General features: G+C 43.2%; 12 protein-coding genes. 4 read left to right on the forward strand and 8 right to left on the reverse strand.

The features are described 5' to 3' along the window. The first annotated feature begins 578 nt into the window (after positions 1-578). From AC5JL8_RS02235 to AC5JL8_RS02245, 3 genes are all read left to right on the forward strand, one after another. Positions 579-1097 (forward strand): adenine phosphoribosyltransferase, encoded by a 519-nt coding sequence (locus AC5JL8_RS02235; protein WP_495878222.1) that lies wholly within the window; start codon positions 579-581, stop codon positions 1095-1097. Positions 1098-1153: 56 nt separating this feature from the next. Further along, on the forward strand, positions 1154-2200 hold the full coding sequence (locus AC5JL8_RS02240; protein WP_495878143.1) for an ABC transporter permease: 1047 nt from the start codon (positions 1154-1156) through the stop codon (positions 2198-2200). 205 nt (positions 2201-2405) lie between these two features. Beyond that, positions 2406-2687, forward strand: coding sequence for a hypothetical protein (locus AC5JL8_RS02245; protein ID WP_495878144.1), 282 nt, complete (start codon positions 2406-2408; stop codon positions 2685-2687). On the opposite strand, the gene AC5JL8_RS02250 is transcribed toward AC5JL8_RS02245, so the two are convergent. From AC5JL8_RS02250 to AC5JL8_RS02285, 8 genes are all read right to left on the reverse strand, one after another. After that, positions 2684-3250 carry a Uma2 family endonuclease gene (locus AC5JL8_RS02250; RefSeq protein ID WP_495878145.1) on the reverse strand — a complete coding sequence of 189 codons (567 nt, stop codon included), beginning with the start codon at positions 3248-3250 and terminating at the stop codon, positions 2684-2686. The genes AC5JL8_RS02245 and AC5JL8_RS02250 overlap by 4 nt on opposite strands. 107 nt (positions 3251-3357) lie before the next feature. Beyond that, positions 3358-4857 carry an amidophosphoribosyltransferase gene (gene purF, locus AC5JL8_RS02255; RefSeq protein WP_495878146.1) on the reverse strand — a complete coding sequence of 500 codons (1500 nt, stop codon included), beginning with the start codon at positions 4855-4857 and terminating at the stop codon, positions 3358-3360. A 150-nt stretch (positions 4858-5007) separates the two neighbouring features. Continuing rightward, entirely contained in the window at positions 5008-7377 is a 2370-nt protein-coding gene (gene purL / locus AC5JL8_RS02260; protein WP_495878147.1) for a phosphoribosylformylglycinamidine synthase subunit PurL, read from the reverse strand. Positions 7378-7418: 41 nt separating this feature from the next. Further along, positions 7419-7811, reverse strand: a complete 393-nt coding sequence (locus AC5JL8_RS02265) for a type II toxin-antitoxin system death-on-curing family toxin (RefSeq protein ID WP_495878148.1) — start codon at positions 7809-7811, stop codon at positions 7419-7421. Then, positions 7798-8109, reverse strand: coding sequence for a hypothetical protein (locus AC5JL8_RS02270; protein ID WP_495878149.1), 312 nt, complete (start codon positions 8107-8109; stop codon positions 7798-7800). The genes AC5JL8_RS02265 and AC5JL8_RS02270 overlap by 14 nt, the downstream gene beginning before the upstream one ends. A 107-nt stretch (positions 8110-8216) precedes the next feature. After that, positions 8217-8954, reverse strand: a complete 738-nt coding sequence (locus tag AC5JL8_RS02275) for a chromophore lyase CpcT/CpeT (protein ID WP_495878150.1) — start codon at positions 8952-8954, stop codon at positions 8217-8219. 342 nt (positions 8955-9296) lie between these two features. Then, positions 9297-9953: a hypothetical protein gene (locus AC5JL8_RS02280; protein ID WP_495878151.1), complete on the reverse strand. Its 657-nt coding sequence runs from the start codon at positions 9951-9953 to the stop codon at positions 9297-9299. Between the two features lie 811 nt (positions 9954-10764). Then, a complete protein-coding gene (locus tag AC5JL8_RS02285) occupies positions 10765-11250 on the reverse strand; it encodes an allophycocyanin (protein WP_495878152.1) in 486 nt (161 codons plus the stop codon). Positions 11251-11387: 137 nt separating this feature from the next. On the opposite strand from AC5JL8_RS02285, the gene rlmD reads away from it, so the two are divergent. After that, positions 11388-12794 carry a 23S rRNA (uracil(1939)-C(5))-methyltransferase RlmD gene (gene rlmD, locus AC5JL8_RS02290; RefSeq protein ID WP_495878153.1) on the forward strand — a complete coding sequence of 469 codons (1407 nt, stop codon included), beginning with the start codon at positions 11388-11390 and terminating at the stop codon, positions 12792-12794. The last annotated feature ends 128 nt before the right edge of the window (positions 12795-12922 follow it).

Below are 12922 nucleotides of genomic sequence, written 5' to 3' on the forward strand. Positions count from 1 at the left end.
TAGATACCTTGTGCGGTTCCAACAGACTAGGTAAAACTAATTTAAGATAAGTAGCCAAACAAAAACATTACTCTTGTAGCAGTAGAAGTATTGCGTGATATGTACATTGCTTCTTTCTTCTACTCAAAAGTTTCCTTATATTAAAATTCAATTTTTAATACATAAGTGTATCAGCCTCATTTGGTAGTGCAATTCCATCCCTAGCTTGAGTTAGATTCAAGTCGTCGTCAATGGTTAGCGAAACTTCCGCTTCGATCCCCAGCGTATGACATTATAGTGTACGATTTGTCAGGTATCGGGAATTGGGGTCTAGGGACTGGGTACTAGGGAACAGGAAATAAGCACTGGAACAAGAAAAGAGTTTTCTAAATGCCCAATACCCGCTACCCTATACCCAATACCCTTGCGGGTACTCTTCGATAACCCCTTCGGGGTAGTCGCTCATGGGGGAAACCCCCAAGACCACGCTGACTCACCTGCGGAGTAGCCACTGCGTTGGGCGGCGAGCCGCTCTTGTTGCAAGTGGCGTTGGAAACCCTACCAAGAGCGCTGTCTCACCAATCCCTAATATCAATTTTATGGATTTGAAGTCTCTAATACGCGATATTCCAGATTTTCCTAAACCCGGAATTTTATTTCGAGATATCACTACGTTGCTACGCGATCCTCAGGGATTACGTTATACTATTGATTTTTTTGCACAAAGATGCACAGATATGGAATTAAAGGCGGATTATATCGTGGGAATGGAATCGCGGGGATTTATTTTTGGCTCTCCTCTGGCTTATAAATTAGGAGCTGGTTTTATTCCTGCCCGCAAAAAAGGTAAGTTACCAGCAGCAGTTCACTCAATTGAATATGATTTAGAGTACGGTACAGATTCCTTGGAAGTGCATCAGGATGCCTTGTCTCCAGGTAGCCGAGTTTTGATTGTGGACGATTTGATTGCCACAGGTGGAACAGCAAGTGCAACGGCAAAGTTGGTGCAAAACATTGGCTGCGAATTAGTGGGCTTTGGGTTTATTATCGAACTACGAGATTTACAAGGACGTAAACATCTGCCAGATGTGCCGATTATTTCCTTGATTGAATATTAGTATGGTCAATGGCTAGTGGTTTTGACAAACTGACAACTGATAACTGACAAACTGCTATGACATCTACAAGAATTTCCATGGAGACAAGTCGGGACTGGTTAATTAGGCTAGTCACGAGTGAGACTTTTATTTATGTAATGAAAAGGCTATTACAGGCGCTGTTGACTTTATTTTTGGCGTCTGCATTGTCGTTTTTCATTATTCAACTTGCTCCAGGAGATTATGTAGACACACTACGGCAAAACCCAAAAATTTCTCCAGAGAGAATTGAGGAAATTAAGCGGCAGTTTGGTTTGGATAAGTCTTGGCCAGAGCAATTAGGGCTGTGGCTATGGCGAATCTTGACAAAAGGAGATTTTGGCACTAGTTTTGTTTATCAACGCTCGGTAGCTTCGCTGTTATGGGAACGGATACCTGCGACTTTGCTGTTGGCGATCGCTTCTTTAATCTTCACATGGGCGATCGCAATCCCTCTAGGTATCATCGCCGCAGTTAAGCAAAATAAGTCGACTGACCGCATTTTACAGGTGATTAGCTACGCTGGGCAAGGATTCCCCAGTTTTATCACTGCCCTATTTTTACTCATCTTAGCCCAAGTTACCTCGCCTGTTTTCCCGGTGGGTGGCATGACTAGCATCAACCACTCGGAACTATCGTGGTTTGGCAGATTTCTCGATCTCGCTTGGCATATGATTTTACCAACGATCGCCCTTTCAATCACAAGTTTTGCTGGTTTGCAGCGTATTACTCGTGGTGAATTATTGGATGTTATGCGCCAAGATTACATCCAAACAGCCCGTGCCAAAGGACTGCCAGAAAATCGTGTGATTTACGTTCATGCTCTGCGTAACGCTATCAACCCGTTAATTACCTTATTGGGTTTTGAGTTGGCTGGTTTATTAAACGGTGCGTTCATTGCCGAACAGTTCTTCAACTGGCCAGGTTTAGGAAGGTTGACTTTACAAGCTTTACAAGCGCAAGATTTGTATTTATTAATGGCAAGCTTGGTCATGGGCGCAGTACTGTTAATTGTGGGCAACTTAGCCGCTGACTTGTTGTTGAAGGCTGCTGATCCACGCATTCGCCTAGAAAATCTAAATTAGGCATTGGGCATGGGGCATTGGGCATTGGGCATTAGTTATTCTTTCTTCCCTGCTCCCCCACCTCACAGGTGTAGTTTTTTCAAATTCAGTCGGAAAAAGCTTATTTTTTCGTTCGGAAATTTCTCCCCTTCCGCGTCCCGGCGTTGTTCAAAACGCAAAATCTAAAAAACTTACATTTATCAGCACTCCCCCACTCCCTCACTCCATGCTGTCTGAAGTCTATTACTTGGTGCGCTCAAAATCTGATGGTCGTTATCTCACAGCTCGTCCGAACGCTGAAGCATCGGGTTATCTGTTATTGTTTCGGGAAAGCTTTGATGCTTTAAGCTATCTCAACACCCATGCCGCAGAGGTAGCAAACCGCTTTGCTGTGGAATCTATTCCTGGTACACAAGTAGGCAGTTTGCTCAAACGCTGGGGTTTTAGTGGTATGGGCATTGTTAGTGATCCTCTATTACCCAAAGTTGAGTTCTTACAGCACAGTTAAGAAAACAAGCGAGCGATCGCACAACTAAAATTAGGTAATAGTGGTGAGTTCAATTCATCACCATTAAATAAGGTAGCAATTAACTTCAAAATTGTTTGTTCGCGTCGATAAACTTCCACCTGTTGCTGACGCCAATCTACAATCCAGTATTCCCTGACACCCCTTGACGAGTAGAGCTTAAGTTTGAGTTCTCTGTCCCGTTTTTCATTCTCACTACCGGGAGATAGCACCTCTACTATCAATTCTGGTGCAGCAGTCAAATGCCCAGCCTCATCTAACAGTCCAGCTAGTCTCTCATTGCTAGCCCAGACAACATCTGGAATTACATTATCAGCATCACCAAAAATTATGCCTGGAGCAATTACAACTTCTCCTAAACCAGTAGTTTGTGACCAGCTATCTAAGGCAGCACTAATTCTGACACAAGTTTTTTGATGCTTCCAGTGAGGTGCTTTCGTCACAAACAATTCCCCGTCGATAATTTCATAACGGTTGCCGTTATCTGGAAACAACTTTAAGTCGGTTGTTGTCCAGCGCACTCTCTCACTTATTGGCTGGTTCATAAACCATTTGTGTTAGGGAATTTACCAATTCTAGCCTGAGCAGATATTGGGATAGGGGATAATGGATGAGGAAAATTTCCCAGTATCCAATCCCCAGACCCCAGTTCCTACACCACTACCTTTTCTAATATCAACTTAGAACGCTTCACTTGCTCAGGAATAGAAACGGGGTAATCTCCAGTGAAGCAGGCAGAACAGAAACTGTTGGTGTCTTCTCTGGTCGCTTGTAACATTCCTTCCCAACTGAGATAGGCGAGGGTGTCTACTTCCAACTGCTTGGCAATTTCTTCTACTGATTTAGTAGCCGCAATTAGCTGATCCTGGCTATCTGTATCGATGCCATAAAAGCAGGGGTGAGTTACTGGCGGGGAGGAAATTCGCATATGTACTTCTACTGCACCCGCATCACGCAAAGTTTTGACTAATTTTCGGCTGGTGGTTCCTCGGACAATCGAATCATCTACGATAATTACCCGTTTACCCACTAGCACATCTTTGAGGGGGTTGAGTTTCATGCGGAGACCTGACTCACGCATAGTTTGCGTTGGCTGAATAAAGGTGCGCCCAACATAGCGGTTTTTAATCAATCCTTCAGCGTAAGGAACGCCAGAAGTTTGAGAAAAACCGATGGCAGCTGGGATACCAGAATCGGGAACGCCAAAGACCATATCAGCATCAACAGCAGATTCTGCCGCTAGTTGTCGTCCTAATCGCATCCGGTAGCTGTACAAACTCTCGTTGTGCATGATGCTATCAGGACGGGCAAAGTAAATCATCTCAAAAATACAAAGCTTGCGCTGGGACTGTTGATGCCATTGGTAAGAAGTCAAACCTGCTTCAGTAATCCAAACTAACTCACCTGGGTTCACATCCCGTACATAATCGGCTCCAATGATATCTAAGCCACAAGTTTCAGAAGCTAGTACGTAACGCTCAGGATTACCAGCCAAAGTACCAATTACTAAAGGGCGGATACCATTGGGATCACGCACACCCATAATGCCTTCAGGAGTACCTATTACTAAACTAAAGGCTCCTTGACAGCGGCGAAATGCTCGAATACAACCTTCTAACCAATCTACACCAGCATTCACTTCTTCAGCGATCGCAAATGCAATCATTTCTGAGTCGGTTGTTGTCACTAAGTTACATTCGCTCTTCAGTAATTCTTCGCGCAACTGCACAGTATTGACTAAATTACCATTATGTGCAAGAGCTAATGAACCTAAGCGGCTTTCGACAACAGCAGGCTGGGCATTCACTTTGCGGCTAGAACCCGTAGTGGAATAACGAGTGTGCCCAACGGCTAGACTACCAGGCAAATGATTCAAGTTGGACTCATTAAAGACTTGAGACACCAAGCCCATATCTTTATGCAGATGTACTTGTGTACCCTCAAAGGTAGCAATGCCAGCTGATTCTTGACCCCGGTGTTGGAGTGCGTACAATCCAAAATAGGTCAGTTTTGCAACGTCTTCTCCTGGCGCATAGACGCCAAAAACACCACAGGCTTCTTCTGGCTTGTCTGGACGATTTTCATCACTATTAACTGAATTATTAGTCTTTTCGGGGTAGTCATCCGAAGTGACGGAATGGTAGGGAATCATGCTAACTTTGCTCCTGGTGGGGGTGTCAAGTCACTGGGATTATTTAATGGATAATTGCAGTTCTCTTAATAAAACTTTAACCATCTATTAAAACAGTACCGTAATTATGCTAATTGACGCTAATGATCCGGGTAGGGGGGATTTTACGACTTAACTAGGGGTAGTAGTTTGAATGTCTAGACGCCTTGCGATCGCATGGGAATAGCGATCGCTAATCTCTTCAATGCTAACCTTGATTAAGAATTGATTATCAGAAGTTAAAACTTCCAAACCAACATTAGAATTAGCAACCGTGCCTAGTTTTTGCCATTGTTGCCCTAAATGTTCCTTTAAGTATGATTCCCAAATCTCTTGGTGTTCAGACGCCACAGAAATGATGATTTGCCCACCACCTTCGCCAAATAGCACTTCATCAAGGCGTTGTGATTGATTGACAGAAGTTTGCAACTGGATTTGAGCGCCGAGGTTGCCAGCAATACAACATTCTGCTACAGCAATAGTTAATCCTCCCTCAGTACAATCATGAGCTGAACGTACCCAACCTGCACGAATTCCTTCACGGCAAACTTTCTGGACACGACGTTCTAAGTCAAAATCAACTCGTGGTGGTTTGCCTGCAATTACGCCGTGGGCAGTTGCTAAATACTCAGATGCTCCTAAAGTATTTTTGAATGACACAGACCATCCAAGAAGATAAATTACATCACCAACTCCTTGCCAAGCTTGTCCACAAACTTGACTAACATCAGGAATCAACCCCACCATACCGACAACAGGAGTGGGATAAATGGGTTGTGGGTTGCCTTGAGAATCGAGGGTTTCATTATAAAGGGAAACATTGCCTCCAGTCACAGGCGTTGCCAATTCACGGCAACCTTCAGCCAAACCGCGACAAGCTTCTGCTAATTGCCAGTAACCAATCGGTTTTTCTGGACTACCAAAATTGAGGTTATCTGTCACCGCTAGCGGTTCTGCGCCCACACAGCTAAGATTCCGGGCAGCTTCTGCTACTACTGCCTTAGCTCCTTCATAGGGATCAAGGTAGACGTATCGAGGATTGCAATCTACTGTCGCTGCAACAGCTGATTGTAAATTTCCGATTTTGGATTTTAAATTGGGGATTTCTTCCAGCGGACGTAAACGCACCACAGCGGCATCAGCACCGCCAGGTAGTACTACAGTATTGTTTTGTACTTGATGGTCATACTGACGATATACCCAGTTTTTAGATGCGATCGTTGGTGTATCAAGTAAAGTTAATAGGATATCATTCCAACTTTGTAGCCTGCCTTGAATTTCGATGCCAGCAGCGGTACAGGGTGGTAAAGACTCAGGAGTCCATTCCCAAGCTTTTTGAGCATATTCTGGCGGTTGAGCTAATAATTCTCGGTGATATAAAGGGGTATTCTCTGCCAAAGCATCAGCAGGAATTTCTGCTGCAACTTCACCTTGAAAGAGAATCCGCACAATCGGGTCAGCAATTACTGTCCCAGCGACAACAGCTTGTAGTCCCCAACGGTGAAAAATATCAATTAACTCTTGCTCACGTCCCTTATGGGCAACGAACAGCATCCGTTCTTGAGATTCTGAAAGTAGGTACTCATAGGGAACCATCCCTGTTTCTCGCACGGGTATCTTATCTAAATCTAGTTCAATGCCTACACCGCCTTTGGCTGCCATTTCCGATGTTGAACAGGTGATCCCAGCAGCACCCATATCCTGTGCAGCGACAACCGCACCGGTTTTAAACGCCTCCAAACAAGCTTCAATTAGAGACTTTTCTAAAAAGGGGTCGCCAACTTGCACGGCTGGACGGTCATCTATTGATTCATCACTCAATTCTGCGCTAGCAAAACTCGCTCCTCCCATGCCATCACGTCCGGTGGTGGAACCAACATATAGCACGGGGTTGCCTAAACCAGATGCTCCTGATTTGACGATTTCTGAAGTTTCCATCAATCCCAATGCCATGACATTCACCAGGGGATTGCCAGAATAAGCAGGGTCAAAGTAGACTTCGCCGCCAACAGTTGGTACACCTACACAATTACCGTAGTGGCTTATACCAGCTACCACACCTTGGAAAAGTCTTTGTGTTCTTCCATCTTCTAAAGAACCGAAACGCAGCGAATTTAAGAGAGCAATCGGACGCGCCCCCATTGTAAAGATATCTCTGAGGATACCTCCTACTCCTGTTGCAGCTCCTTGGAATGGTTCAACAGCTGAAGGGTGGTTATGGGATTCAATCTTAAAAGCAAGTTGCAACCCGTCGCCTAAATCTACAACACCAGCATTTTCACCAGGCCCTACAAGTATGCGGGGCCCCGTTGTGGGAAACTGCTTGAGTAAAGGTCGTGAATTTTTATAACAGCAATGCTCTGACCACATCACCCCAAACATTCCCAATTCAGCTTTGTTGGGATGTCGCCCTAACCGTCGGACAATTTCTTCATATTCTTCTGGCTTAATACCTTCGGCGGCTATTTCTTGGGAGGAAAAGGGAGCAGATTTGGCGGTCATGGAACTAATGCACCAAAAGGACAGAGCATTATTCTATCGATTTAATTGCTCTGTAGATGCAGTTGAAGGAATGTAGATAATTCTTCTTTGGAAATTTCCCGCTGCACTACTCGAATCACCAAGTTGTAAGCTTCCTCTACTGACAAATTCAAAGTATAGCCGTTTAAGGTGATAAAGGTATCCATCACAGCGAATGCAGTGCGCTTATTGCCATCAATAAAGGGATGGTTCATTGCCAGATGGTAGAGGTAAGCTGCTGCTTGCTCATGAATAGTAGGATGAAGAAGTTCGCCGCCAAAGGTAGTTTGAGGTTGAGCTAAAGCTGAATCTAGTAAGCCTTCGTCTCTGATACCAGCAGTACCGCCAAATATCTCAATTTGGCGTTCGTGAATCTTGATAACCTGAGAATTAGAAAGAAATCTAGGAGTCTGCAAGGCGGCGATATACCTCTTCCCATTTTTTTTCAGAAGCTAAATAAGCCTGCCATACTTCTGCATCCTCGGCAAATTGGTTTGAGGCTGTTTCCTCTAGCTTGTCTTGGCTTTTTTCAGTGTTATGAAAAGATGCGGCAAAACCAGGAATGCTCATTAGTTCCTCCTTTACATGATTTTCTGTAGTTTCTTGCAAATAAGCTAGAAAAGCTACTGCTACTCGCAAGCGTTCAGGAGAAAGTTGACGTAAACGGCTTTCTGCTTCTGATAAATAATTATTGTGTTTTTGTTCTCCTAGCATCGTTACTCCCAATCTAGTATTCCTACAAAATACTTAATAGCGATCGCTATTATCTTATTCAATCAAATATCCAAAATATGAGGGGTGCATGGTAACCCCTTCATTTGTCATGACTGTCTACTGTTCACTGATTTAATCATCAACACTCTCGCTTGCTTTCTCCGTCGCAAAAAGGCCAAGCCAGCACCTGCAATTACTAATCCAGCTAAAGGTGAAGACTCAGGAACTGTTGGTATCCGCCGAAATTCAATGGGGGTATTTACCAGCAACTGACCACTGCTGCTAAAAATCTGGTCTAACGAATTGATACTGTTGGCTTGAATTGAGACGCTGGATACTACCTTACCGCCAGTACTGGTTGGGCAACCTGTTGGTGCATTATTCCCAACATAGCGATTCTGCTCATAGATGAGATCCAGACTACAAACAGCAGCAGCAAGATTATTTTGGCTAATAATTCTTTGCGATACAGGGCGATCGCAAAGTCCACTCAAACTGCTTGAATTGATAAAGCTACGAATGCCTAAGTCTATAGCACCACTGCCTAATCCGAAGGAATAAAAGCGTACCCGGTTGAATACTGGACTTTGCTGTTCCAAATAAACATTTTGAGTTTCACCTGTCCCACTATTACCATCTAGCTGCACTTGACAATTTGTCATAGTAATGAGTGGTACTGAAGGATTAGTCGCTACTTGGTTCACATTATCAAATTTGCCAGTAAACCACTGTACTACTTCTTTAATCTGTGCTGAAAGAGATGGTAATTCAGCAGCACGACTCGGTTGGGTAAAAACAAATCCAGTCAATAAAAACGCTAAGGTGTAAGCTTTTAGTTGATTCATAATTAATTCCCAACTTAAACTAACATCACCAATGTTTTGGATTAAATGAGAATTATATTAAGGTCATCTGGATTTAAAATCTACTGATTAGCGTTAAATTTATCAATCAGTAAACTCTCAAATAATTACCGCTGAGTCTGGTTATTATGTTAGATAAATCTAATTTGTTAGCAATCAACTCTGGTAATTGCTCTCAACTACCATTAGCACAAACTTTACAAAATTTAATATGCGAACCCTCTTCAAACACTACCAATCGCACTTAACACCTCTGTTTAATTTGAAACAAATGGGTGTTAATACACTCATTTGTCGTTAAACCAACTTTGCTGCATTATTTATTTAACGATTAACTTGCAGATTCTGTAAAATTAAGTCTGCTCTTGGTGGAAATCCATCGCCGTATTCTACTGGATAATGGGTAATTACATAGAAAGATTTGCCATTTTGTTGACCCAGGTATAGATTACCTACAATGTTTTTTCCTTTACTAAAAACAATCTTTTCTTTTGCCCAACGATAGGGGGCTGTTTGAGTACGGCTGACAATTCGCCAACCATTAGATGCAATCAGACCATTTTTAGCGTTTACAAAGCTTCTTAGCTGTCCTAGAGTTTTGAAATTATTCAGAAAGGCAAGGTGGACATATACATTTTCATTTTTCTTGCCACCAAAATTAGCAATAAATCTAGCTCCTGTGCCTTCACCAGAACTACCTCCTTCAGCCAGAAAATCTTTTTCGGGAAAGTAGGTAGTAAACAAATCCCTGGATTGATCATAAAGTCTCAGTGTAACGGGAGTTTTTTCTCCTTCAATACTAATAAAGGCAGTTTTGGTGGCTGGTTTGGTGGTTGTTGACTGAGAAATGGTCTCGATTGCAGTAGGTGTAGCCGTGACAGTATTGCCTGAGGATGATTGGTTCTGGGGTGGCTTGGCGCAACCCAAGGATGTTGCTAGCAGAATTGTCCCAGCTAGAAGTTTTACAAGATGAAGATGCATTTTTAATTAGACAAATTCGTATTTATATAAAATTTGACTTTGTAACGTGGGTTACAGTTCCTTGGGTAATAATGTGGTTTTGCCTATGTCAGGCAAATCTAATTTGGCTCTAACGATCAAGTGATGAAAATCACTATTACTCTTGATTAAGATCTTCTCTGGATAATTCGCAAACTGCCATAATTACGTATAACTGAACTCTAGCCGAGTCATTAATAGGGAACATACTAATTGCTGGCAGCCTTTGATAAAAGACTGTCGGCTTTTTGTTTTTATTGAGTTCTAAGTAGAAGGCAGATGGCAGCTATGTGAACAAGAATGCTGTATTTTTTGCGCCCTTCGGGTGAATCCTACGGGTACGCTGCGCGAGCGCCAGTTCCCTACGGAGGGAAACTCTTCTTTAGGATTGGGCTCACTGCGCGTCTCAAAATACATTTTTTTACTTTTGCTCATAAATTTAGGGGCTTGAAAAGAAAGTGGCAGAGGAAGGATTTATTTTTAAACTTTCTGCCTTCTGCGACGTCACTTGCTCTACTTGTGGAAACCCCAAGACCGCAGTGGCTCCGATGCCTTCCTTTGGTTAACAAGAAGAAAAATATAATTCCCTTTATCCCCTTGTCCTCGCTTACCCTTCAATGTCCATAAAATTTCCCCACAGATGGTTAGTAACTTGACATAGATTTTGCCAGAGCCACTACCATGTGTGGGGAAGGTATGATCAAATTAGAAATGTTATGAATCTTGAGCGCTCATAGTTGGCACTCATTTTGGGAGACAAAAAGACCGCTAATCAACCAGCACACACTTTGTATCAAGACATCGCTTGAATAATGTAATCAAAGTAAGGTGCTGCTTCAGCAGCGTCTTCTGCACTTAGTAAGTCAAGGGAGGCTTTTTTCAGGGAAGCGATAGCTTCTACCATCCCAGGCACGGGAACGCCCAATGAATTGTACATTTCCCGCACGCCAATCAAACCAATTTTTTCAATTGGCCCTTTGTCACCAGCAAGTACGCCATAGGTAATCAGACGCAAATACCAGCCAAAGTCACGGATACATAAAGAACGCTGACGTTCGCCGTAAGCGTTCCCACCAGGGGAGATAAAGTCAGGACGCTTCTGCCATAGCTGCTTAGTTGCTTCTTGAACAATTTTCTTTTCGTTCTCAGCTAAGGTAGCGGCAATCCGCGTCCGTAGTGCGCCGGTCTTCAAAAAGGCTTGGATACTTTTGAGTTCGCCACTGCTGGGGTAACGCAGTTCGTCGTCGGCTTTGAGAATTACTTGGCTAATTACAGTCATGATTATTGTAATCACGTGAAATATTATTTGCTAGTTTAACGAGTCTGAGGTACACAAATAAAGGGATATGAGGGAAGTAGGGGAGTAGAGGGGATGAGCAGAATAACAACTAGCAACTGACAACTGACAATTGACTAATGACTAATAAAGTTTGGCAGCAGGGTGAATTAATTGAAGTTACGATCGCAGACCTGAGTGATACGGGCGATGGTGTAGGACGCTCAAATGAGCGCGTAGTATTTGTTCCTGATACTGTACCAGGCGATCGCGTGATTGTCCGTTTGGTACACGTCAAACCCAACTACGCCCACGGCAAGCTTCAGGAATTATTGCAACCATCGCCGCATCGGAGTCGGCCGAGTTGCATTGTCGCTGATAAGTGTGGTGGTTGCCAGTGGCAGCATATTGACTATGAGTTTCAGTTAATAGCCAAGCGCAATCAAGTTATGCAAGCTCTAGAACGCATTGGTGGTTTTATCCAACCGCCAGTAGACCCAGTGCTTGTAGCAGCCTCACCTTTGGGATATCGCAACAAAGCTACCTATCCTCTAGGCAAATCTGCTACAGGACAAGTACAAACTGGGTACTACCAAAAAGCTAGCCACCAATTAATTAACTTGAATCAGTGCCCAGTGCAAGACTCAAGATTAAATCCAATACTTGCAGAAGTTAAGCAGGATATCCAAAAGCGGGGTTGGCAAATTTATGATGAACAACGCCACCAAGGGCAAGTTCGTCACCTCGGTTTACGCATTGGCAGACGTACTGGAGAAATATTGCTGACTTTAATCGTCAAGGACTGGAATTTATCAGGAATTGAAAATCAAGCGCAGGAGTGGTTAAAACGCTATCCGCAGTTGGTGGGTGTGTCGTTAAATCGCAATCGCGATCGCACAAATGCAATCTTTGGCAGCGAAACTCGTTGTATTGCGGGAATGCCTTATTTACATGAAAAATTTGCTGGATTGGAATTTCAAGTCCGCCCAGATACATTTTTCCAAGTTTATACTGAAACCGCCGAAGCACTGTTAGAGGTAATTCAGTCAGAACTCAATCTCCAAGGACATGAAATACTAGTTGATGCCTATTGCGGTATTGGCACTTTAACTTTGCCTTTAGCAAAACAAGTAAAGCAAGCGACAGGAATAGAAGTACAACCAGAGGCTGTACAACAAGCAATTTTAAATGCCCAACGCAATGGAATCAAAAATGTCACATTTCAAGTAGGGGCCGTTGAGAGTTTGCTGCCACAGATGGGTACTATACCAAATGTGGTCTTACTTGATCCGCCCCGCAAGGGATGCGATCGCACTGTCATTGACACTTTACGGCAAGTGAAACCATCTCGGATTGTTTACGTCAGCTGTAAAGTAGCCACCCTTGCTCGTGACCTCAAATTACTGTGTCAAGATGGGCTGTATAATCTCACACGGGTTCAACCCGCTGATTTTTTTCCCCAAACCGCTCATGTGGAAGCAGCCGCATTCCTTGTGTTATCACAGTTAGATAGGGGTAATGCGTCCTTTACAAAAACTCAAATTTGAAATTTGTAGTCTAGTGCATAGTAAAAATGCTAAAATTGAATTAAGCTAAAAATAGATTTAAATTCATTTAAAAAATCGAAGTTGCATAGGCTCCAAAAAAGATGAATGCGATTGTTTAAAGTAGAAAT

This window comes from Mojavia sp., assembly GCF_059505145.1.

Bases quoted from the DNA above. Each gene is read 5' to 3' on its own strand.
- AC5JL8_RS02235 (WP_495878222.1), top strand. From the start codon at position 579: ATGGATTTGAAGTCTCTAATACGCGATATTCCAGATTTTCCTAAACCC.
- AC5JL8_RS02245 (WP_495878144.1), top strand. From the start codon at position 2,406: ATGCTGTCTGAAGTCTATTACTTGGTGCGCTCAAAATCTGATGGTCGT.
- AC5JL8_RS02280 (WP_495878151.1), bottom strand. From the start codon at position 9,953: ATGCATCTTCATCTTGTAAAACTTCTAGCTGGGACAATTCTGCTAGCA.
- AC5JL8_RS02270 (WP_495878149.1), bottom strand. From the start codon at position 8,109: ATGCTAGGAGAACAAAAACACAATAATTATTTATCAGAAGCAGAAAGC.
- AC5JL8_RS02240 (WP_495878143.1), top strand. From the start codon at position 1,154: ATGACATCTACAAGAATTTCCATGGAGACAAGTCGGGACTGGTTAATT.
- AC5JL8_RS02275 (WP_495878150.1), bottom strand. From the start codon at position 8,954: ATGAATCAACTAAAAGCTTACACCTTAGCGTTTTTATTGACTGGATTT.
- AC5JL8_RS02285 (WP_495878152.1), bottom strand. From the start codon at position 11,250: ATGACTGTAATTAGCCAAGTAATTCTCAAAGCCGACGACGAACTGCGT.
- purL (WP_495878147.1), bottom strand. From the start codon at position 7,377: ATGACCGCCAAATCTGCTCCCTTTTCCTCCCAAGAAATAGCCGCCGAA.
- AC5JL8_RS02250 (WP_495878145.1), bottom strand. From the start codon at position 3,250: ATGAACCAGCCAATAAGTGAGAGAGTGCGCTGGACAACAACCGACTTA.
- purF (WP_495878146.1), bottom strand. From the start codon at position 4,857: ATGATTCCCTACCATTCCGTCACTTCGGATGACTACCCCGAAAAGACT.
- rlmD (WP_495878153.1), top strand. From the start codon at position 11,388: ATGACTAATAAAGTTTGGCAGCAGGGTGAATTAATTGAAGTTACGATC.